Source organism: Sphingomonas sp. BL-S-05, from assembly GCF_055521695.1.
This window is the reverse complement of sequence record NZ_CM145499.1, coordinates 879,882-902,407: the sequence shown is the minus strand read 5'-3', so window position 1 is coordinate 902,407 and position 22,526 is coordinate 879,882. Positions and strand designations below refer to the sequence as shown.

Here is a 22,526-nt window from a genome sequence, read left to right as displayed (position 1 = left end):
ATGGACGTCCTCACCGCCCTGCGACAAGCCCTGCCCGCCCCCGGTGCGGTCGCGTGCGATCCGGCCGACCTGACGCGCCACCAGAGCGACTTCACGCCGCCGCGTCCCCCGGTCGCTTCGCTGGCCGTGCTGTACCCGCGGTCCACCGACGAGGTGGCAGCGGTGATGCGCATCGCCTCTGCAAGCCGGACGCCGGTCGTCACCCAGGGCGGGCTGACCGGCATGACCGGCGGTGCGGTTCCGAGCGAGGGAGCGATCCTTCTCTCGATGGAACGAATGCGGGCGATCCTGGAGGTCGATCTGGACGCCGCGACCATGACGGTCGAGGCCGGCGCACCGCTGGAGACGATCCAGCAGCGCGCCGCCGAGGCGGGGCGGCTGTTCCCGCTTGACCTTGGCGCGCGCGGTTCCTGCACCATCGGCGGCAATTTGGCGACCAATGCCGGGGGCAACCGCGTCCTGCGCTACGGCATGGCGCGGGATCTGGTGCTGGGGCTGGAGGCCGTGCTGGCGGACGGCACCGTGCTGACGAGCCTTAACAAGATGATGAAGAACAATGCGGGCTATGACCTGAAGCAGCTCTTCATCGGCAGCGAAGGCACGCTGGGCATCGTCACGCGTGCGGTACTACGCCTCTTTCCGCGACCGCGCTCCGCCAACACGGCCCTGTGCGCGGTGCCGGACCTCGCTGCGGCGGTGGCGCTGCTCCACCATGTGCAGGAACGCGCAGGCCCGACCCTGTCGGCGTTCGAGGCGATGTGGCCGGAATTCTACGCGGTGGCTTCCCGCGTGCGGGGAACCCCGCCGCTGCGGCCCACCGACGGGGAGATGGTCGTGCTGCTCGACGTCGAAGGCAACGATCCCGACCGGGACGATGACGCCTTCGTCGCGATGATCGGCGAGGCGCTGGATACCGGCATCGTCCGGGACGCGGTGGTCGCGCAGTCGCAATCGGATGCGGCGACGTTCTGGGCGATACGCGATACCAGCGGCGAACTGGGCCGGATGTGGCACCCGGTGCTCAACTTCGACGTCAGCCTCCCGATCGGATCGATGTCCGACTGGGTCGACCGCTGCCGTTCAACACTCGACCGGTCTGTCGTCGATCCGCAGCCCCTGTTCTTCGGGCATCTCGCCGACAGCAACCTTCACGTCGCGGTCCGTTGGGACGGATCGAGCGAGGCGAAGCAGGCCATCGACGGAGCGGTCTACACCACCGTCGCAGCCGTCGGCGGTTCTATCTCGGCCGAGCATGGCATTGGCATGGACAAACGCCACTATCTGCACCTGACCCGCAGCCCGGCGGAGATCGCGCTGATGCGCCAGATCAAGATGACGCTGGACCCCTTGGATCTGCTGAACCCGGGCAAGGTCGTACCGACGTAACCCTCGGTTGCCCCTCGGGTTGATGGGCCGCATCCTTATGCGGCGTCCCATGTGCCCTCCTTCGGCCTCAGCGGGGCACCGTGGAGTTGGTATATTGTCGCTTGACGGCTGGCACGTGTCAGGTGTGAAGTGACTTCACACACGGGTAGAGGCCGTGTGTACAAAGCGATGGGCAAGTAACCTACGAAAACGGCAGAAACCGGTGCTCCTTCTGCTGGATCAACGTGTCCCGAGGGGTCACCAAGCTAAGCGCTTGGCGTAGAATATAAATGCCGAGCCACGGGAAATCAGGTAGCCACGACCCCAGCCAGCGTGCGGGAAAACAGCCGTTTGTCGTGGCACAAGACTTCGACGGTATCACCGCTCTGCCCACGGCGTAAGCGATAGATATCGTACATGGCTGCTCCAGCGCTTGACGCTGAGCGCTTTCCGAACGCCTTCATCTGTTGACGTGGTCGTCGTCTTTACTTAAAACGCACCCTTTGCCTCCGATGACGTGAGTTGGGACGAAGCCGTTGTTCGCAGGCCTGACGGTGAAGGTCGGCTTTCGGCGTAATCGGACATCAACGGGGCTTCCGGCATGCCGCTGCGAATGAGCGAACTGGGCCGTATCCCGACCATCCGCTCTTGGAGGCGAAGTCCCGAAAACTGCCGTTGAACACCTGTCAAATGAAATGTCATGAGCTGTGCTCCACGATGAGCGTACGCCCTGCCCGGAGGCGATAGACGTGGCTCTTGTAGTTAGGTGGCAGTAGGGCCTTCCTATTTTTTGCGGCCAATCTGACGGGTGAGACATCGATCTTCGTCCTCCACCTTGCGGACCGAACTCATCGAGATGATAAAATTGTGCATGCCCGACCCAATTAAAAACCCCGACAAGGACGACCCTCGGATCATCTGCTTCAACAACCGAGAGGATGACAGGATATTTCACGGTTCGGTCACTCGGCTGATGCAGCGCATGCAGGAGCGCTCGCGCGACAAGTTCATCAACGACGAAAATATCTTGCGGATGAACCATGGCAGCTCTTGGGTCCATTCGGCACGCGACCCTGAGCTGGACACCAGTATGCACACGATCTCGGCGGAATGGACGATCCCCTTTAAAGAAATCGTTGACAATGATTTGAGCCTCATCTCGCGAACGATCCTGCCGATCAACGAGTCTATGGAGGCGCAATTCGCACAGAACATCTATGGGGTCGTTGGCGCCGCAGCCGAGAAAGTCGGCAATGTAGTAAATGCAAAGGCTACCGGGTCGTTCGCTCACTCGATGCTTGAAATGTTTCGCAAGATCGAGATTGGTGTCGATCGCGATGGCAATATCAGCATGCCGCAGATGCATGTCGGTCCAGACTTGTATGAGCGGCTCCCCGAAGAACTTGCAAACGTGCCGCCCGAACTGGAGGCGGAGATCGAACGAGTGAAGGCTGAGAAGATCGAAGCCGCTTTGCGCCGGGAAGCTGAGCGCAAGGCGAAATTCAAAAAGTCCGCCGAATGAGCGGGCGTGCCCTGCTCGCGATAGGCTGCAATTCCTATGCATACATGACCCCGCTGCGTGGTGCGGAAGCCGATGCGGCCCAAATCCACGCTTCACTAATGCGCCCGGAAGTTGGGGACTATGATGCGGCGCGCTCGCGCCTATTGCTCTCCCCAAACCTAGCCCAAGTCCGCGAAACGCTGCTGGAGCTATTGTTCGGCGGCGAACGCCTCGACACGCTTACCATCACTTTTGCCGGGCACGGCGCGGTTAGCGGCGGCAGCTACTATATGGCGACATGTGACTCACGCGGCGCGGCATTGTCCGCCACCGCGCTGCCGCTCGCCGACTTGTTTCGGATGATCGCGGAAGCCGCGCCGAAACAGACCTATCTGGTGATCGACGCATGCGAGTCCGGCGGACTAATATCCGACCTCAATGTCATCCTTAAGTCAGAGGTGATGGGTCAACTGGGCACGCCCGGTGTGACATTGCTGGCGACCGCTGCTGCGAACGAGGCAGCACTGGAGGTCGCCGGTTAAGGCATCGGTACCACAGCGCTTCTAGACTGCATCCGTGGCGACATTTTCCTGCAGGACAGCAACCCAGCCCTCGACTTAGTCGAGGTTGGCCGAGCGGTTTCTGAACGGATCAGCGCGAATGGCGGGCAGACGCCAGTAGTGTGGGGCCTTAACCTCTATGGCCCGTCGAGCTTTTGTAAGAACCCACACGCTGGCACCGGCGATACACCGCTACGCAGCGTCTTGGTCGGCTGGCCCGATCCGGCAAGCGGTGCGGCGATCCGATCGGGCTTGCCGGACCTGTGGGAACCCTATGTGACGCTCTCGTCAAAATGGAGCCCCCGAGATTTCCTGGACCGTATCGCCCCGATACTGACGCCTCTTGAATCCGATCCGGCTATCCTTCTCAACTTCGTGGGTCGGGTGGCCGACACGTTCGCGGAGCAAGCGCGCAATAGTCGTGATCGTTTCCGCGAGATCGAAGTCGAGGCGGCCTGTACAATCGCGCTGTTGCCATTCTCCGGCACGCACATTGTCGCGGAGCGACTTACGGAGCGATGCAGACGGATCGCAGAACTTACCGAGGCGGCGATCAGCGACGTCATCGAATCGATTGATGCCTACTGACGTGACCCCGGTCTTTCATCCAGCTGCAACCAGAGACCGACCGGTGTTGTCGCGCACGAGCGCAGGTGAAGCAACGAGCGGGGTTAAGCCCGCCCGTTGCTGTTCGAGCCCGGCAGCGAAGGCTACCGGAGTGGCGTAGCCGAGCGACGAGTGCGGCCGCTCGGTATTGTAGTCGTCGACCCAGCGCGCCAGGATCGAGCGGGCCTGGCCGATGGTGAAGAACAGCGTCTCGTTGAGCAGTTCGTCGCGCATGCGACCGTTGAAGCTCTCGACAAACCCGTTCTGCGTCGGCTTGCCCGGCGCGATGTAATGCCACTCGATGCCCACGTCGCCGGACCAGGCGAGCACCGCGTTCGACGTCAGCTCGGTCCCATAGCACATTGGGAAGCGCTGGTTCGGGAGCCGCTATGGCCCTGATGAAGACAAGGCCGCGTAGCGGCCGCAGACTTCATCAGGGCAAGCCATGGCCGGTCAGCAGGTATCTAAAGTGAGGTTGTCGAGACAACACTTTGGAGGCCGACCGACCATGACCAAGCTCACCTCTACGCCTGCCGGCGCCGTGCTGGTAGCCATCGACATGTCCAAGAGCCGACAGGAGGTTCTCATCGAGCGACCGGAAGGCGGCCGGCGCCGGCGGATGACCGTCATGGCGACCAGGCAGGACTATGACGGCTTTGCCGAGCAACTCGCTGCTATCGGGCGCCCTATCATCGTCGGGTTCGAGGCGACGGGTAATTACCATCGTACGCTGGCGCACCGGCTGCTGACGGCAGGGTTCGAGCTGCGCCTCATCTCGTCGGTCGCGCTCGCCAGAACGCGCGAGGCGCTGCACAACGGCTGGGACAAGAACGACTCCAAGGACGCGCAGGTCATCCTGCACATGCTGCGGATCGGTGCGACGCAGCGCTACGTCGACCCGCTGGTGGCCGGAATCAACGACCTGCAGGAGCTCTCGAAGACTCACGAGACGATCTCAAGGATGAAGACGCAGACCTGGCATCGGATCCTGACCCACTACCTGCCGCTGTACTTCCCCGAGATCGCCCGCTTCGCAGGCAACAGCCGGTCCGACTGGTTCCTGGCGCTCATCGAGCGGTTTCCGACGCCGGCCACCATCACGGCGCTGGACCGCGAGGCGTTCTCGGCCGCGGCATGGCCGCTCATCGGCCGCAAGGTCTCCAAGGCACGCCTCATCAACGACATCTACGAGACGGCGTCCGCCTCGACGGCACTGCCGGTGCCGGAGAACTCAGCCGCCATCACCATGTTCCGCATGGTCATCGCGCAGGGCCGCAGCCTCATCCACCAGCGAGACGAGATCGAGCGGCTGGCCCATGCGCGGCTCGCCGATGACGTCGACTACCAGCTGCTGCGCAACATTCCGGGCATCGGTCCGATCAACGCGCTGACCATCCTGGCCGAGGCCGGTGATCTGCGGCGCTTCAACCATCATCGTCAGTTCCTGAAGTTCTGCGGTCTCGATCTCGCAACGTGTCAGTCAGGCACGTTCCGTGGCCGCACGAAGCTGTCCAAGTACGGCAATGCGCGCCTGCGCCGGACCTTCTGGATGGCTGCCCAGGTCGCCGCGCGTCAGCGCGACAACAGCTTCCGCGACAAGCTCGGACGATATGTCGCCGGGCACGCGGACGATGCCGACCGTCGCCGCAAGGCGATGACGGCGCTCACCGCCAAGATGGCGCGCGTGGCTCACGCCGTCATCAAGACGGGGACAGAGTACCGGCCGTTCCTCGAACGGTCGGATGCCAGGTGGAAGGACCCCTCTCTGCAAGTGCCGTGAGGGCGCTCGTCGAGCGACCCTGTAGATAATGTTCGGGCCTTCCACCTGGGTGCGTATCTCGTTTTAAGGATGGTGAGGACCACGGCCGCCTCGGCGCTGCTGGATCCTGTGTTTGCTATGGCAGGGAGCGATCCCGTTGACGGTGGGAGCCATCTGGCTCAGATTGCATGCCGCGCCGACGGTTGTCGGCGCATGGATATCTGCTGGCCAAAACCCGCCGCTGCTTCCCGACATAGGACGTTGTCGCTGACGATCATCTTCGGCCTGCCACGTTCGGCGATCAGATCGGCCAGCTCGCGCACGACGCGCCGGCCCGAGATCGACGTGTCCACCACCGCCCGGAGGCATTCGCGCGTCACGTCGTCGACGATGTTGAGCACACGGAACCGCCGGCCGGTGACGAGCTGGTCGTGCACGAAGTCCAGGCTCCAGCGCTGGTTCGGCAGCGCCAGCACCGGCGCGGGTGCCCGGCTGCCTGTAGCACGCCTTCGTCCTTTACGACGACGCACCGTCAGGCCCTCCTCGCGGTAGAGCCGCTGGGTCTTCTTGCGGTTGATCGTGATACCGTCCCGGCACAGCAGGATGTGCAGCCGTCGATAGCCGAACCGCCGACGCTGCTGCGCCAGCTCACGCAGCCTTGACCGCAGATCGCCATCATCTGCCCGGCACGAGCGATACCGCATGCTCGTGCGATCCGCTCCGACAACCGCGCATGCCCGCCGCTCGCTCATCCCCAACGTCGCCTGGAGATGCGCGACCGCTTGTCGCTTCGCGGCGGGCATCACCACTTTTTTGACAGCAGGTCTTTCAACCCCGCGTTGTCGAGCATCGTGTCCGCCAGTAGCCGTTTGAGCCGGGCGTTCTCCTCTTCGAGCGACCGCAGGCGCTTTGCATCGGACACCTCCAGGCCGCCGAACTTCGCCTTCCACGCATAGTAGGTCGCGCTCGACATGCCGTGCTTGCGGCACAGCTCCGTCACCACCGCACCCGCCTCGGCCTCCTTCAGAATGCCGATGATCTGCTCTTCAGAAAACTGCTTCCGCTTCATTCCGTCCGTCCCTTCGAAGGGCCGGTCTCTAGTTCCATCTGGATGAAGAAACGGGGGTCACGTCAGATGGCTTGATGATAGGCAGGCGGTGGTAAGCGCCTCTCACCGGCCTGAACGCAAGACTCCCTGCCAACTCACACGGCTTTTGGCATTGCAACGGAATGATCTATTCCCTCCGAGTTGGTCCGTCCTGACAGCCTAGCTCGAAATGGAGGCAGGCTAGAACCAGCTATGCTCTGGCCAGGGTGATGAAGGTTTCTTCGTCCTCTACGAGACGCCGTCCACGTCGCCGCCGCCATGGCCTGGCTACGCTGGATATCGATCCGGCCTTGAGAGGTGAGCCCACTTTCCCGGGCGAGAGGCTTGTGGCGGTCTGCGTGACCTTAACGAGATAGCCCCACCGGCATCCCGCCGCGCGATGTTGTCATCGCGGTAGGGACGAAATTCCGTGCAGCGTCCTGCAGCGCGCAACAGATCGTATCGCGCACTGCCACGAATCCGGCATATGCGACGGTTCGAGCAATAAACGCGGGGTATATTGCTTCGCGCCCGCCGTCATCCTGCGTCCGGAACGGCATGTGCCGTACAGCCGGGGAATTGCAGATGGCATCGGTTGCATCGATTGGTCGCGCACCAACTCCGCCACGCACGGATAGCGTGGCGAGACCTGCCGCCCGGACCCGGTTGCAGAATATCGACGCGTTGCGCGGGCTGGTCATGGTTCTCATGCTGCTCGATCATGTGCGCGAGACCTGGTTCGTCTTTTACGCGGTGACCGACCCGGTCGACGCACGCACGATCCTGCCGGCGATCGGCTTCGCTCGATTTATCGTCAGCTTTTGCGCACCGATATTCGTCGCGCTGACCGGACTCGGCGTTTATCTGTTCAGCGTCCATCACACGGTCAGAGAAACGACCCGATATCTGCTTACCCGCGGATCGCTGCTGATTGCCTTCGAACTCCTGTACCTCGGCCCTCTCTACTGGGGAATCGTACCGCAACCAACCTTCTGGCTGCAGGTCATCTGGTGCATCGGCATCTGCATGATCCTGCTCAGCGGATTGATGCGCCTGCCCCGGCCGGCGCTGATCGCGCTCGGGCTCATTCTGGTGTGCTTCCACAATCTGCTCGATCCGATCCGCTTGCAACCCGACGACAGCCTGTTTCCGCTCTGGGCGATCCTGCACCAGCGCGACACCATCGCACTACCGTTCGGCGTCCTCGCCAAGACGACCTATCCGGTCCTTCCCTGGATCGGCGTCATCTCGCTTGGTTTCGGCATAGGGCCTTGGTTCCGGTCGGATGTCGCACCCGAGGTCCGGCAGGGCCGGTTGTTGCGGCTGGGCACCGGCATGATCGCCGCCTTCCTGTTGCTGCGCTTCGCCAATGTCTACGGCGACAAACCTTGGTTCGTCGTCGACGGCGATCCGGTCCGGACGGTGCTCAGCTTCCTTTCGATGACGAAATACCCGGCGTCGCTGCTATTCCTTCTGCCCACCCTGGCCGGCGGCGCGCTGATGCTGGTTCTGTTCGAGCGTATCGACACCTCGCGCCTGACGGCCGCGCTCGCCGTGTTCGGCGGGGCGCCGATGTTCTTCTACCTGTTCCACCTGACGATATTGCGCATCTTCTATCACAGTGCCGCTGCCATCTGGGGACCGAACCATGGCATGAGCTATGGCTTCGACAATTATGGCGGCGTAATTCTTTGGTACCTTGCGTTGCTGGTGCCGCTTTACCTGCCGACCGCCTGGTTCTCGCGGCTGAAACAGCGGCGTCGTGATATCAACTGGTTGAAGTATTTCTGATCGTTCCTTCATCGCGCGCGGCGCAAGGAACCACTTGGCAGCATGCTTCGCGACGGAATTGTTTTGGCAGTTTATGCCGGATCCCGGATCGATAAGGTCATTTGATACGGCAAAGTCATATTAGCATCGATCCCGAGCAATAAAGGGGAATAACGTGACAAAGATGAAAATGTTATTGTCCACCGCAGCCGTTTCGGCTGGCATCCTCGCGCCTACATTGGCGGGCGCCCATGGCATTTGGTTTGCGCAGCGCGCCAAGCAGATCGCAATCATCTACGGCATCGGTGCCGACGACCTAGAAGCCGTGAAGCGCCAACCCAACATGGAGAATGTGCAGGCTTGGGATGCGGACCTGAACCCGATCGGCGCGCAACTGCGCACCAACGGGTCGCTGGTCGTCGTCGATACCGACGCCCCGCCCGCACTGGTCAGCGCGGTGCTCCAGAACGGCACCTGGTCGAAGCTGCCGGATGGCGAGTTCGTCAAGAAGCCGAAGGACGAGGTCCCGAATTCGGTCAAGAGCGAAACCACGATCAAATACGCGACCACCATCCAGGGCACGCTGACCAAGCCGGTCCCGCTGATCCCGTCGCAATTGCTGCAGATCGTACCGGTCGGCGCGCTGCCGGCGAAGCTCGGCATGCCGATGACCTACAAGGTCTATTTCAAGGGCAAGCCCGTGTCCGGCGCGACGGTCATCAACGACATGGTGAACGATCCCGACGCGGCGGAAATCGCGACGAAGGCCGACGGTACGGTCACCTTCCCGGTCCGCAATCAGGGGTTGAACGTGCTGCGCGCCGTCTATGTCTCGCCGACCGATCAGCCGACCAAGATCGATCATTACGAGCATACCGCGACGCTGTCGTTCACGCTGCCGCACGCACCCGAGAAATAGTCGTTCGAGGAGATCACCCATGAAGATCAAGACCCTGTCGATCGCACTCGCACTGATCGCCACACCCGCCCTCGCCCATGGCGACGACAAGCCGCGGCATGGCGGACAGGTCGTCGAAGTCGGCGAAACCGTGTTCGAACTGGTCCGCGCGCCCGCCGGCGTGTCGCTCTATGTCATGGAGGATGGCGACGAGGTTCCCGCCGCCGGCATGATGGGCAAGCTGTTCGTCACCACCGGAGCACAACGCAGCGAGGTCATGCTGACGCCGGCTGCCAACAACCAGTTCGTCGCCAAGGGCGCCAAGATTCCCGCCGGATCGAAGGTCGGCGTCCTGCTGATCGATCGAAAGACGCAGGCGCGGCAGACCGCGACCTTCGCCGTCAAATGAGGGGGCTGCGTCGCGCGTGGCCGCTGCTCGGCGCGGCACTGGCGCTCGGCCTGCATGGGGTCGCCGCGGCGCATGGTGTCGCCGAGGGGGACAAGGCGTTCATCCAGAACAATCCGGGCATCAACATCGTGCCCTATATGTATCTGGGGGCGAAACACATGGTGACCGGTTACGATCACCTGCTGTTCCTGTTCGGCGTCATCTTCTTCCTCTATCGGCTGAAGGACGTCGGCACCTATGTCACTCTGTTCGCGATCGGGCACAGCACGACGCTGATGGCGGGCGTGTTCTTCAACATTCACGCCAACCCGTTTCTGGTCGATGCGATCATCGGGCTGTCGGTCGTCTACAAGGCGCTGGACAATCTGGGTGCCTTTCCGACGCTGACCGGGTTTCAGCCCAACCAGAAGGCCGCGGTGCTGATCTTCGGCTTCTTCCACGGCTTTGGCCTGGCGACCAAGCTGCAGGATCTGATCGCGTCGCGGGATGGGCTGATCCCCAACCTGCTGAGCTTCAACATCGGGGTGGAAATGGGGCAGTTCCTGGCACTCAGCATCATCCTGATCCTGATGACGCTATGGCGACGTTCGCCAAGCTTCACGCGGAGCGTCGTCGTCGCCAACGCCGTGCTGATGTGCGCGGGGATTGTCCTTACCGGCTATCAGCTTGCCGGTTTCATGACGGAGAAGGTCGCATGACTGCCGCCACCACTACGCCGTATCAGGCGTCGCCACGAACCCTGGGGCGTGCTTCCCTCGCCGCGCTGGCGGCGGGCGCCGCCATCCTCGTGCTGTTCGTCCTTCCGGCGGAATATGCCATCGATCCCACCGGTTCAGGAAAGGCGTTGGGACTGACCCGGATGGCGACGGGCGACGATGCGGCGGAAGACGCACCCGTTTCGCCGGCGGCTGCATCCGCCCCGGCGATTGCCGTCCCTGCCCAGACGCAGGCGAACATCGCACGCGCCACGCCGTTCCGAACCGATGAGAAGACGGTGACCCTCGAACCCGGCAAGGGGATCGAGGTGAAGGCACGGATGAAGGCCGGGGACAGCTTCAACTTCCGCTGGACGTCGACCGGTCCCGTCCGTGCCGACATGCATGGCGAACCCGTCGGCGGCAAGGAGGACGAGTTCACTGATTACTGGAAGCAGAAGGACATCGCATCCTCCCAGGGCAGCTTCACCGCGCCCTTTGCGGGCACGCATGGCTGGTACTGGAAGAACCGCGAGGACAAACCGATCACGGTTACCGTCAGGCTCGACGGCTTCTACGAAAGCGTTTTCGTGCGGAACTAGGCTTCGGCCCATGACGGCGCGCTGGCGGAGCATGCCGTTCCGCCAGCGCGTCGACGTCGTCGGCCACCGCAAACGGGTGGCGACCGGTCAGGTCGTCGCCACCCAGTCGAGGCGAAGCGCGCCTCCGGCGCTGCCGGCGACCGCCGTGCCGCCCCGGGCGACGATCCCTTCCGCGACCGCCCGGCGCTGGCTGGCGGTACCACCGTCGATCGATATCTGACGCCTTAGCCGCGCCGATCCCCACGCCGCGGCGTCGAGCGCGCCGCTGTCGATCACCCCCGCGTCGATGGCGACGACCGGCAACGGTGCATCGGCAGGCGGGGCGAGCCGGACCTGCCATGCGTTCAGCGCGCGTTGCGCACGGACCTCCAGCGCCCGGTACCCCACCATGCCTAGCCCCGGCAGCGGCGCGGCGGTGGCCTGCAACGTCCGGGTCGTCGGGTCGGCCTGTGCCGGCGCGGCCTCGCTTCCGGCGATGAGCGCGAGGTCGGCGAGTGCGCGCCGCTGTTCCTGGTCGGGATCGGGCGTCGCGACTGCGGCACGTGCGATCTGCGCCGCCTCGACACCACCGGCAGCGGGGTCAACGCGTAGCTGGTCGACATGCAGGTCGATCCGGCGACCGAGCCGATTTTGCAGATCGGCAGCGAGGACGCGGTCCGCTTGCGGATCGAGCTTCGGAGTCAGCACGACTGCGCGGACGCGGATCGGCGTCGCGGCATAGTCGATATCGAGTTGTCCCAGCCGCGAAGCGTCGGGAAAGCGGTCGCGGATCGTATCGCGCACCTGTCGCTGCGCGACCGCCTCGAACGCGATCTGGCGCAGACCGGTGCCGAGCGGTACCGACAGCACCCCGAGCGCCACGACGAACAGCATCAGCTGCCATCCGGTATGCTGCGGCGACAAATGGCTGCCAAAGCCATAGACGCGCGCAACCAGTGCGGCGGTCAGCGCGATGGTGATCGCGTTGGTCAGGAACAGCAGCAGCGATCCCGAAAACACGGTCCAGTTCAGCGTGGCAATACCGAAGCCGACCACCGCCAGCGGCGGCATCAGCGCGATGGCGATGGCGACACCGACCACCGTGCCGCCCCGCCCGCGGATCAGCGCATAGGCACCGGCGACCGCCGACAGCAGCGCGACGAGCAGGTCGAACAGCGTCGGGCGGGTGCGGCCGGCAATTTCGCTGGTGATCGTCTGGATCGGCGACAGGCTGACCAGCACCACCGACAGCGCCACCGCGATCGCCGCGCCTGCGATCAAGGCAATCGCCGCGCGCCGGATCTCGCGCGTGTCGAGCGTCGCGATCCCGAACCCCAGCCCGATGATCGGCATCATCAGCGGCGACAGCAACATCGCCCCGATCAGCACCGCGACCGACGGCATCAACAGCCCCAGCAGCGAGATCGCCGCCGAAACGACAATCAGGAACGCATAGCGCCCCGACCATCCTGAATCCTCGGCGATCTGACGCAGAACCGCGTCATGATCGACCCCTCCGACCACCCACATCGACCACCAGCGGCGTGCCTTAGTCCGGCCGTCTGCCGTCGTTGTCGTCATTCCATTCTCGCTCCCGCCCGTTCCTTCCGACACGCCCAACGTGCGATGCGACATAACGTCGCACGACCGGGTTTGGCGAGACTGTCGCGTCAGCGCCCGTCGAGCGTGAGCAGCGCGACCCCCTGCCGCGGCAGATCAATGACGAAGGACCGGCCGCTGGTGGCGGTGACCGTCTCCTGCCGCATTGCCGATGCCGCCTCCAGCTCGGCATATTGCTTCTCGTTCGGCGATTGCGGCGATCCCATACGCTGCCATGCAGTGAAGGCGTTGGCGTGGTCGCGATCGACGCGCCACAGCTTGCCCGACCTCGCCTTCGCCCCGGCGATGTCGAGCTTCACCCGCGCGACCGGCCCGGGGACATCGTCATCGTGGTAATGCCACAACAGCACCGCGATCCGCCCGTTGGATGTCCGGGTCGCGAGCGCCCCGATATCGGCGTCGCCGCGCACCCCGTCCCGCACGACCGCGTCGAGCGGCACCTGCGCGCTGCTGGTCGCGGCGATGCGTTCGGGACCCAGTTTCGCGAACATACGGAAGACGTTGAGCACCGGCAGGTCGACGCCATTGGTCGACAACTGGCGATAGCCGGCGAACCAAGGCTGGTCCTCGAACTCGAACGACCAGGACAGGATGCCGTCGAGATTGACCTTCCGCCGTGCCGCCAGGTCCCAGATTCGCGCGAAGCTGGCAGCGGTGTAGCTCGAATACATCGTACCGTTGCGATAGGCGTTTTGCGGTCCCGGACAGGCGGCGCAACCCTCGGGGTCGCTTTCTCCGATCACGATCGGCTTGGCGGCGAGCGCGGGGAAGCCGGCGACCAAGGTGAACCCGCGGTCGACATTGCGCAGATGCGTCGACAGCCCCATGCGGACATGACCATTGACGAAGCTCGGCGCCCCCTTGGCATGGAAGGACAGGAAGTCGGTCGGGGTACCGGTCCGGCCGGTCGCGTAATTCCGGCCCGAAGCGACATGGCGCATAAAGCCTTCCATGAACTCTCCGGCCACGGCGACATCGGGACCGCCGACCTTCGCGGTCGGCAGCGCGCGGCGCACTGCGTCGATCGCGAAGTCGTGCAGCTTGTTGAAATCCTCTGGCGACGCCTGCCAGTAGAATTTCGAATCCGGCTCGTTCCAGACTTCGAAATACCAGCGGTTCACCTCGTCCACGCCATAGCGTTCGACATTGTGCCGGGTCCATTGATAGACCAGTTCGGCCCATTTCTCGTAACTGCTCGGCGGATAGGTCCAGCCGGTGGCGATCAGCCGGTAATCGAAGCCCGGTCGCCAGCTATGCTGATACGGCGTGCCCTTGGGCGCGGTCGACAATGCTTCGGGCATGAAGCCGATCTGCAGATACGGGCGGACGCCGCGGGCGAGGTAGGTATCGATGATATTGTCGACGATCGTCCAGTCATAGACCGGCTTGCCGTCCGGTCCCTCGGTATAGGCATTGGTGCTGCCCCATTTGAACGCCGCCGTGCCGTCGCCGCTGCTGAGCAGATTGTGCGCGCGGAAGAACACTTCGCCCGGTTTCAGTTCGCCCAGTTCGACCAACAGCTTCCGCCCGTCCTTCATAGTCGCGTAATTGGGTTCGTCGGCGCCGAAGAAGCGCCAGGCCGGCGGCAACGGTCCCAGCGACCTGCGTGCATCGACCATGACCGACACCTCGCGCGCCGCCGCCGGTGCGGTGCTGGCGGCTGGCGCCGTCTGCGCCATCGCAGTCGTTCCGGACAACAACGCAGCCAGCGCCGCCAATTGGGGTAAACGGATCATGCGCCTCTCCTGTATCCTGTCATCGCCCGATCCCCGCGACCTCTAACGAGCGCTTCTTGCCGAACCCGCTAACTACTCCTACAAATGACACGTGTCGGCAAGCCGATCATCGGCATCATGACGTAGGCCGTTGACATTGAAGGGTTGGTGACGCCCTTCTGGTCTGCGCGGTCTTGCGCTGCTACCCTGTCCGAAAGGCGATCTGTGCTGCGATTTCCCCTGCTGTGCCTCGGTACCATGCTGCTGCTGCCCGGTTGCGGCGCGTCTCAACCGACGCAGAACGCGACCGCTCCGGACGCGGCATCGCCCGTCAATTACGGGTCGGCAACCCCGGCCAAGACCAAGCCGTTCAAGACTACGACCGTCGCGACGTTCGACAATCCATGGGCGCTAGCGTTCCTGCCCGACCAGCGGATGCTCGTCACTGAAAAGCCCGGCGGGCTGTGGCTGGTGACCGCGTCGGGCACCAAGACGCCGGTGACCGGCGTACCGAAGGTGCATTTCGAGGGGCAAGGCGGGCTGCTGTTCGTCGCGACCTCCCCCAATTTCGCGCAGACCCGGCACGTCTACCTGACCTATTCCGAACCGGGCGAAGGGGGCGACGGGCTGGCGCTTGCGCGCGGGACCCTCGACCTCAACGGTTCGCAGCCGGCGCTGCGCGACGTGCAGGTGCTGTGGCGGCAATTGCCGCGCGGTGCGGGCGGGCAGTTCGGCGGCTATATCGCCTTCTCGCCCGACGGCCGCTACCTGTTCCTGACGTCGGGCGAGCGGCAGCGCTTCACGCCGGCGCAGGACCCCGATCAGGCGCTGGGCAAGATCCTGCGCCTGACGCTTGACGGCAAGCCCGCCCCCGGCAATCCGCAGGCGGGCAAGACCGGCGCGACCATGATCGGCATCATCGATCCGCCCGAAAATACCGGCGCGGCAGCGAAGGCGGCGGTGCGCAAGGCGGAGATGCCGGCACCCAATCTGACGCCGGCCGAAACCTGGTCGACCGGGCATCGCAATCCCTATGGCCTTGCCTTCGATGCGCAGGGGCGGTTGTGGGAAACCGAGATGGGACCGCAGGGCGGCGACGAGCTGAACCTGATCGAAGCGGGCGGCAATTATGGCTGGCCGGTCGTGTCCTATGGCAAGAATTACGACGACACGCCGATCGCATCGCCCGCCGGGAACGCGAAATACCGCGAGCCGGCGCTCTACTGGACGCCGGTGATCGCGCCGGCGGGCCTGGCCTTCTATAATGGCAACATGTTTCCTGACTGGCGCGGCTCGGCATTCGTCGGCGGACTGGCCGCAACGGCGCTGGTGCGGATCGCGTTCGACGGCACGACCGCGCGCGAGGCGGAACGCTGGGACATGGGCGCGCGCATTCGGGCGGTCATGGCCGGGCCGGACGGCGCGCTGTGGCTGCTGGAGGACGGCAGCGACGGGCGGCTGCTAAGGCTCACCTCGCCGCGCGCGGGTTGATTCCGTCAACTACTGGTCCAGCTGCCGCCGAGGCTGCGGAACAGGTCGATCTGCGCATCGGCGATCTGCGCATCGGCCAGCGCCAGTGCCGCTTCGGTATCGGCGAAGGTGCGTTCGGCATCGAGTTGGGCGAGGCTGTCGATCTGTCCCTCGCGTTGCTGGGCGCGGGTGATGCGCGCGGCCACCGCCGCCTGATCGCGCGCCGCCTGTAGTGCGGTGCGGCGGTCGAGCGCGCGGGCATAGTTCGACAGGGCCGTCTCGGTCTCGTTCAGCGCAGTCAGGACGACGCCATCGAAGGTCGCGAGGGCCGCTTGGCTGTTCGCCTCCGCCCCGGCGATCCGCGCGCGCGCCTTGGCCGGATTGACGTTCCAGCTGAGTAGCGGACCGAGCAGCCAGTTGAGCGGCCCCGCGCCGAACACATTGCCAAGGCCGGTACCCGTCGACCCGATCGATCCGCCGAGGCTGATGCGCGGATAGAGATCGGCGGTCGCCACCCCGATCCGCGCGGTTGCCGCCGCCAGGCGGCGTTCGGCGGCGCGGACGTCGGGTCGCCGTGCCAGCAGCGCCGCGCCATCGCCGACCGGGATCGGTTGCGAAAGGCGAAGCGTGGCGCTGCGTTCCGCCGCGATTGCGGGAAGCTCCGCCGGGGTCCGCCCGGTCAGTGTGGCGAGACGGAACAGCGCCGCCTGCCGCTCGGCAGCGATGGCGGGGATATCCGCCTGTCGCTGATTGCGCAGCGCGGCGATGCGCGCGGTGTCGAGTCCGGTGGTCAGTCCGACCCGCGCCCGCCCCTGCGTTACCTTGAGTGACCGGTCGATGAGCGCGACGATGCGTTCCGCCACCGCCAGCCGTTCGGCGGCAGCGGCGGCATCGGCATAGGCGCGGGTGGTATCGGCGACGACCGCGACGCGAACGCTGTCGGCATCGGCCTCAGCCGCACCGACCTCGCCACGCGCCGCCTCGACAGTACGACCGATGCGCCCGAACAGGTCGACCTCATAGGCGACGTCGAGACCGGTATCGACGGTCCAGTTTTCGCGGTCGAGACCGGGAGGCCGCTGGATCGCCGACAGCCGGCCATAGGTCGCGCTGGCACCCGCCGTGCCCTGCGGCTGGCGGTCGCCGCGCACCTCGCGCAGCGATGCCCGGGCGGCGGCGAGGCGCGCGACGGCGACGCGGATATCGGTATTGGCGGCCAACGCGTCGGCGATCAGCCCGTCGAGCACCGGGTCGCGATAGAGTTGCCACCAGCGATCGTCGGCTGCCGCGGTCGTGGTCACTGCCGGGCCGGCGGCGACGAACGGCCCGGCGGCGGCGGATGGCATGACCGGCGCGCGATAGTCGGGACCGACCGTGCAGGCGGCGAGCGCCAGCGTGGCGGCGGAGGCGAGGAGAATGCGGACCATGATCTGGCTCCCTTATTCGGCGGGCTGGAGCGTTGCGTCAGGCTGCGGCCGGCGGAACCGCAACCGATCGCCCAGCGCGCGGCAAACGACGTAGAAGGTGGGCGTGAAGACCAGCCCGAAGCCGGTGACGCCGAGCATGCCGAAGAACACCGCGGTTCCCAGCGCCTGCCGCAACTCCGCCCCTGCCCCGGTCGCCACCAGCAGCGGCACCGCGCCCAGCACGAAGGCGAAGCTGGTCATCAGGATCGGGCGCAACCGGTCGCCCGCCGCGCGCACCGCCGCCTCGATCGGCGACAGCCCGTCCTCCGACTCCGCCTGTCGTGCGAATTCGACGACGAGGATCGCGTTCTTGGCCGCGAGTGCGATCAGGACGACCAGACCGATCTGGGTCAGGACGTTATTGTCCATGCCGCGCAGATTGACGCCGATCATCGCCGCCAACAGGCACATCGGCACGATCATGATGATCGACAGCGGCAGCACGAGGCTTTCATATTGCGCTGCCAGCACTAGGAAGACGAACACCACGGCGAGCGCGAAGACGATCGCGGCGGTATTGCCGGCCAGCTGCTGCTGAAACGCGATATCGGTCCATTCGGTGCTGTAGCCGGCGGGCAGCGTCTCATCCGCCAGCTTCTCCATCGTCAGCAGCGACTGGCCCGAGGAGAAACCTGGCGCGGTGTTGCCGTCGAGCTCGACCGCCGGGAACATGTTGTAGCGTACGACGCGGTAAGGCCCGGTCTTGTCCTTAAACGTCGCCAGCGATCCGATCGGCACCATACCGCCGGCATTTGAGCGCGTCTTGAGATTGGCGATATCGCTTTCGGTCGCGCGGAACGGTGCGTCGGCCTGCGCCGTCACGCGATAGGTGCGGCCGAGCAGGTTAAAATCATTGACGAAGGCCGAACCCAGATAGACGTTCAGCGCCTCGAACACCCGTTCCGGCGGCACGCCGAGCAGGTCGGACTTCGCCCGGTCGATATCGGCGAAGACACGCGGCGTCGCCGTGTCGAAGAAGGTATAGGCGCCGGCGAGGCCAGGTGCCTGATTGGCCTTGGCGATCAGGGCATAGGCTTCCTTGCCCAACGCCTGATAGCCATGACCGCCCTTGTCCTGCACCATCATGCGGAACCCGCCGGCAGCGCCGATACCTTGGATGACCGGCGGGGGCACGATCATCAGCCGGGCCCCGGTGATGTCGGCGGTCGCCTTCTGCGCCTCGGCCATGATCTGGCTGACGTGCAGGCCCTTGCGGTCCTTGAAGTCCTTGAGCGGAATATAGGCGGCGGCGGCATTGGGGGCGAGCGTCTGCGACGGGCCGTCGAAACCGGCGAGCATCACCGCGCCCTTCACCCCGTCGAGCGGCAGGATGCGGCTGGCGACCTTGCGCATCACCGCATCGGTGCGTTCGACCGAAGAGCCGGAGGGCAGCTGGATGACCGTCAGGAAATATCCTTGATCCTGTTGCGGGATGAAGCCGGTCGGCGTCGTCCACAGCATCGCGACGGTCGCCGCGATCAATCCGGCATAAGCGACCATCACCCGCTTCGGCCGGGTAACCAGCGCGTGCGTCATGCGGCTATATCGTTCGCTCATCGCCTCGAACCCGCGATTGAAGCCGTCGCCCGCACGCCGCAGCGTCCGCATGAAGCGCGAATTTACCGGTGCGTCCTCGGCATGCCCCTTCAGCAGCAGTGCGGCGAGCGCCGGGGACAGGGTCAGCGACACGATCAGCGAGATGATCGTCGCGGTCGAAATGGTCGCGGCGAACTGCTGATAGAAGGCGCCCGAGATGCCGTTCATGAACAGCGTCGGGATGAACACCGCGCATAGCACCGCGACGATTGCGACCAGCGCGCCCGCCACCTCGTCCATCGAGGTGAAGGCGGCCTGCAACGGTGTCATCCCGCGCGCGAGATTGCGTTCGACATTCTCGACCACCACGATCGCGTCGTCGACGACGATGCCGATCGCGAGCACCAGCCCGAACAGCGACAGGTTGTTCAGCGAATAGCCGACCAGCAGGAGCACCGCGAAGGTGCCGATCAGCGATACCGGGATCGCCACGACCGGGATGATCGCCGCGCGCCAGCGTTGCAGGAACACGATGATGACCAGCACGACCAGTACGATCGCCTCGCCCAGCGTCTTCATCACTTCGTCAATCGACTGGGCGATGAATTCGGTCGGGTTATAGATGACGCGATATTCCAGCCCCTTGGGGAAGGTCTTTTGCAGCGTGTCCATCTCGGCGGTGATCGCTTCCGCCGCGGCCAGCGCGTTCGATCCGGGGCGTTGGAAGACGCCCAGCAGCACGGTCGGTTCGCCCGACAGATAGGTGTTGGTCGAATAATCGGCCGCGCCCAGTTCGACGCGCGCCACGTCGCGCACCCGGACCTGCCGGCCATCGGCGTCGGTGCGGATCACGACATCGGCGAATTGCTGCGGTTCGGTCAGGCGACCCTGCGTCTCGACGTTCAGCTGAAAGGCATTGCCCTGATTATAGGGTGGCTGGCCGAGCGTGCCGGCGGCAACCTGTACGTTCTGCGCCCGCAGTGCCTGTACGATATCGCCCGCGGTCAGGTTCAGCGCGGCGGCGCGGCCCGGATCGATCCACACCCGCATCGCATAGTCGCGGGCGCCGAAGAGCTGGACGTCGCCCACCCCCTCGATCCGGGCGAGCCGGTCCTTGACCTGCGTCAGCGCGTAGTTGGAGAGATATTGCGTGTCGAGCGAGCGGTCGGGCGACACCAGATTGACGACCATCAGAAAGTCCGGGGTCGTCTTCTTGGTGACGATGCCGAGGCGCTGCACCTCCTGCGGCAGGCGCGGGGTCGCGATCGCGACGCGGTTCTGGACCAGCACCTGCGCGGCGTCGAGGTCGGTGCCGGGCTTGAAGGTGACGGTGATCGTCACCCGCCCGTCGCCGGTCGATTGCGACGATTGGTACAGCATCCCGTCGACGCCGTTGATCTCCTGCTCGATCGGGGCGGCAACGGTTTCGGCGACCGTCTCCGCCGCTGCCCCCGGATAGGTCGCGGCGACGGTGACCGTCGGCGGCACAATGTTGGGATATTGCGATACGGGCAGCCCGAAATAGGCGAGGCCGCCGACGATCGTGATGACGACCGCGATGACGCCGGCAAAGATTGGACGCGTGATGAAGAAGCGCGACAGGCGCATGGGTGCCTCCTCGCCCGACGGGCGTGGTCAGAGGGATCTGGAATCTGGAGGAGCGGACGAACGGGCTTCCCCGTTCGCCGCCGTCAACTGCCGGCGAAGGTCGCCTCGCCGATCGTCGCCGCCGCTTTGGGGGCGGCACTGGCGCGGGTGGCGGTGATGGTGGCGGGGCGGACCTGCACCTTGGCGCCCGGCATCGCCAACTGCGTGCCGCTGACGATGATCCGATCGCGGTCCGACAGGCCCGACTTGACGATCCGCAGCCCGTCGACGACCGGGCCGAGCGTCACCGGCTTGGCCGCGACGGTGCCGTCGCTGGCGACGGTCAGGACGGTCTTGCGCGCCTGATCGGTCTGGATCGCTGCATCGGGGACCAGCAGCGCGCGCATCGTGCCGGCATTGGCGAGGCGCATGTTGCCGAACATGCCGGGCGTCAGGAACAGGTCGGGATTGGCGAGCACCGCCCGCCCCCGCACCGTCCCCGATCGTGGGTCGAGACCGTTGTCGGTAAAGTCGAGCCGGCCGGTGCGGCTATACGCCGCTTCGTCCTGCAACCGGACCTCGACCGCCGCCCCTTCCGCCCCGGCGCGCTTCGATTTCAGGAACAATCCTTCCGAGGCATCGAAGGCGAAATAGATCGGGTCGAGCGCGTTGATCGTGGTCAGCAGCGTGCCGTTGGGCTCGCCCGCCGCGACCAGATTCCCGGCGTCGATCCGCCGGTCGGAGATGCGGCCGGCGATCGGAGCGCGGACCTGGGTGAATTCCATGTCGAGCGCGCGCGCCTGCACCCGTGCCTGTGCCGCGACCAGCGCCGATTGCGCCGCGCGGACGCGGGCAGCGAGCTGGTCGAGATCGCTTTTCGATACCGCATCCTCGGTTGCCAGCCGGTTGGCGCGGTCGAGATTGGCGCGGGCGAGCGCCAGATCACTTGCCGCACCCGTGACACTCGCACGCGCTTCGGCAAGCGCAGCAGCGAAGGGGCGCGGGTCGATGGTGAAGAGCAATTGCCCCTTGCGCACGATCGACCCGTCGGTGAAGTGCACGCCGGTGATCGCGCCCGAGACGCGGGGGCGGACCTCGACCGATTTCGACGCTTCGAACCGGCCGATGAAATCGTCCCATTCGGTGACGTTGCGGATCAATGGCGCGGCGACCTCGACGGTCGGAGTCGGCATTGCCGCGACGGCCGGCGTGTCCTGCTGCAACAGGCCCCAGGCGGCGCCCAGCGCCACGACCGGCACCGCGACCCAGCCGGCGCGTCGCCAGCGCGAACGGCGGGGAGCAGCCGGCGCGTCGACCGCGTCGGGCTTATGGATGGCGGAGAGCATGTTCATGCGCGGACCTTTCGCGACGCCTGCGCCGCACCGATGCTGGCGAGCATCGTTTCATACTGATCGGTGTTGAAGCCGGCGGCGAAGAAGGCGGCCAGTTCATGGACCGGGACCGCGTAGCCGCGATGCCAACTGAGCACCGCCATGCGCCGCAGCGCCTCCAGCTTCGGGTCGGCGAGATTGGGGTCGCGGCGGCGGGTGCCGAACACGCGGCCGAGCGCGATCGACAGCGCGGAGGGTTCGCGCAGCGACGCCATCCGGTCGCGCTGGGCAAGCGCCACGACCGACCATTCGAGTGCGGTAAGGCCGGTCGGCACGGGTTCGGCGGCTTCGACGACAGGGGCGGCGGCGGCGGGGGTGGCGAACAGCGTGTCGCCGGAGAAATCGACATAAGCCATGATAAATCCTCCCAAACAGGCAGAGGCACGCAGCAGCGGACGCGCAGGGGCGACCGCCAAAGCCCCCCCTTTCGGAGCCAAGGCGCTGGTGCGGGGACGCAGGTCGCCTACGCCAGAACCATCAAGGTGCAGGCGGAGCGCGTTCTGCGGCAAA

Annotated in this window: 16 protein-coding genes and 3 pseudogenes; 11 read left to right on the top strand and 8 right to left on the bottom strand. The window is 65.2% G+C overall.

Going from position 1 to position 22,526, the window contains the following annotated elements:
- The 4 genes from ACZ1JS_RS03910 to ACZ1JS_RS03895 all read left to right on the top strand — a co-directional run bounded on the left by ACZ1JS_RS03910 (position 1) and on the right by ACZ1JS_RS03895 (position 4,014).
- Positions 1-1,386, top strand: coding sequence for an FAD-binding oxidoreductase (locus ACZ1JS_RS03910; RefSeq protein WP_465167802.1), 1,386 nt, complete (start codon positions 1-3; stop codon positions 1,384-1,386).
- 850 nt (positions 1,387-2,236) lie between these two features.
- Positions 2,237-2,887, top strand: a complete 651-nt coding sequence (locus ACZ1JS_RS03905) for a hypothetical protein (RefSeq protein WP_465167801.1) — start codon at positions 2,237-2,239, stop codon at positions 2,885-2,887.
- A gap of 44 nt (positions 2,888-2,931) precedes the next feature.
- Positions 2,932-3,408 carry a hypothetical protein gene (locus ACZ1JS_RS03900; protein ID WP_465167800.1) on the top strand — a complete coding sequence of 159 codons (477 nt, stop codon included), beginning with the start codon at positions 2,932-2,934 and terminating at the stop codon, positions 3,406-3,408.
- A gap of 222 nt (positions 3,409-3,630) precedes the next feature.
- A complete protein-coding gene (locus ACZ1JS_RS03895) occupies positions 3,631-4,014 on the top strand; it encodes a hypothetical protein (protein ID WP_465167799.1) in 384 nt (127 codons plus the stop codon).
- Positions 4,015-4,029: 15 nt separating this feature from the next.
- On the opposite strand, the pseudogene ACZ1JS_RS03890 reads toward ACZ1JS_RS03895, so the two are convergent.
- A pseudogene (locus tag ACZ1JS_RS03890) lies at positions 4,030-4,386 on the bottom strand (integrase core domain-containing protein); the annotation flags it as partial.
- Between the two features lie 154 nt (positions 4,387-4,540).
- On the opposite strand from ACZ1JS_RS03890, the pseudogene ACZ1JS_RS03885 reads away from it, so the two are divergent.
- A pseudogene (locus ACZ1JS_RS03885) lies at positions 4,541-5,837 on the top strand (IS110 family RNA-guided transposase).
- 214 nt (positions 5,838-6,051) lie between these two features.
- On the opposite strand, the pseudogene ACZ1JS_RS03880 reads toward ACZ1JS_RS03885, so the two are convergent.
- Positions 6,052-6,860, bottom strand: a pseudogene (locus ACZ1JS_RS03880) (IS3 family transposase); the annotation flags it as partial.
- Between the two features lie 603 nt (positions 6,861-7,463).
- Between ACZ1JS_RS03880 and ACZ1JS_RS03875 the strand changes: the two are divergent.
- From ACZ1JS_RS03875 to ACZ1JS_RS03855, 5 genes are all read left to right on the top strand, one after another.
- A complete protein-coding gene (locus ACZ1JS_RS03875; protein WP_465167798.1) occupies positions 7,464-8,669 on the top strand; it encodes an acetyltransferase domain-containing protein in 1,206 nt (401 codons plus the stop codon).
- A 163-nt stretch (positions 8,670-8,832) separates the two neighbouring features.
- A complete protein-coding gene (locus ACZ1JS_RS03870) occupies positions 8,833-9,567 on the top strand; it encodes a DUF4198 domain-containing protein (protein ID WP_465167797.1) in 735 nt (244 codons plus the stop codon).
- 19 nt (positions 9,568-9,586) lie between these two features.
- The gene (locus ACZ1JS_RS03865; protein ID WP_465167796.1) at positions 9,587-9,955 is read left to right on the top strand and encodes a hypothetical protein; all 369 of its coding nucleotides are present in this window, start codon (positions 9,587-9,589) and stop codon (positions 9,953-9,955) included.
- On the top strand, positions 9,952-10,653 hold the full coding sequence (locus tag ACZ1JS_RS03860) for a HupE/UreJ family protein (RefSeq protein WP_465167795.1): 702 nt from the start codon (positions 9,952-9,954) through the stop codon (positions 10,651-10,653). Before ACZ1JS_RS03865 ends, ACZ1JS_RS03860 begins: the two co-directional genes overlap by 4 nt.
- The gene (locus ACZ1JS_RS03855; RefSeq protein ID WP_465167794.1) at positions 10,650-11,252 is read left to right on the top strand and encodes a hypothetical protein; all 603 of its coding nucleotides are present in this window, start codon (positions 10,650-10,652) and stop codon (positions 11,250-11,252) included. The genes ACZ1JS_RS03860 and ACZ1JS_RS03855 overlap by 4 nt, the downstream gene beginning before the upstream one ends.
- Before the next feature lie 87 nt (positions 11,253-11,339).
- Here ACZ1JS_RS03855 and ACZ1JS_RS03850 read toward each other — a convergent pair whose 3' ends face one another.
- Together ACZ1JS_RS03850 and ACZ1JS_RS03845 are read right to left on the bottom strand one after the other, a co-directional pair.
- Positions 11,340-12,812 carry a DUF389 domain-containing protein gene (locus ACZ1JS_RS03850; protein ID WP_465167793.1) on the bottom strand — a complete coding sequence of 491 codons (1,473 nt, stop codon included), beginning with the start codon at positions 12,810-12,812 and terminating at the stop codon, positions 11,340-11,342.
- Between the two features lie 89 nt (positions 12,813-12,901).
- Complete coding sequence (locus ACZ1JS_RS03845) at positions 12,902-14,587, bottom strand: GH39 family glycosyl hydrolase (protein ID WP_465167792.1); 1,686 nt, start codon at positions 14,585-14,587, stop codon at positions 12,902-12,904.
- Positions 14,588-14,794: 207 nt separating this feature from the next.
- Between ACZ1JS_RS03845 and ACZ1JS_RS03840 the strand changes: the two genes are divergently transcribed.
- On the top strand, positions 14,795-16,057 hold the full coding sequence (locus ACZ1JS_RS03840) for a PQQ-dependent sugar dehydrogenase (protein WP_465168624.1): 1,263 nt from the start codon (positions 14,795-14,797) through the stop codon (positions 16,055-16,057).
- A 5-nt stretch (positions 16,058-16,062) separates the two neighbouring features.
- Here ACZ1JS_RS03840 and ACZ1JS_RS03835 read toward each other — a convergent pair whose 3' ends face one another.
- From ACZ1JS_RS03835 to ACZ1JS_RS03820, 4 genes are all read right to left on the bottom strand, one after another.
- The gene (locus ACZ1JS_RS03835; protein WP_465167791.1) at positions 16,063-17,463 is read right to left on the bottom strand and encodes an efflux transporter outer membrane subunit; all 1,401 of its coding nucleotides are present in this window, start codon (positions 17,461-17,463) and stop codon (positions 16,063-16,065) included.
- Between the two features lie 12 nt (positions 17,464-17,475).
- Entirely contained in the window at positions 17,476-20,646 is a 3,171-nt protein-coding gene (locus ACZ1JS_RS03830) for an efflux RND transporter permease subunit (protein ID WP_465167790.1), read from the bottom strand.
- 83 nt (positions 20,647-20,729) lie between these two features.
- Positions 20,730-21,977 carry an efflux RND transporter periplasmic adaptor subunit gene (locus tag ACZ1JS_RS03825; RefSeq protein WP_465167789.1) on the bottom strand — a complete coding sequence of 416 codons (1,248 nt, stop codon included), beginning with the start codon at positions 21,975-21,977 and terminating at the stop codon, positions 20,730-20,732.
- On the bottom strand, positions 21,974-22,372 hold the full coding sequence (locus ACZ1JS_RS03820) for a hypothetical protein (RefSeq protein ID WP_465167788.1): 399 nt from the start codon (positions 22,370-22,372) through the stop codon (positions 21,974-21,976). Before ACZ1JS_RS03820 ends, ACZ1JS_RS03825 begins: the two co-directional genes overlap by 4 nt.
- Positions 22,373-22,526 lie beyond the last annotated feature (154 nt).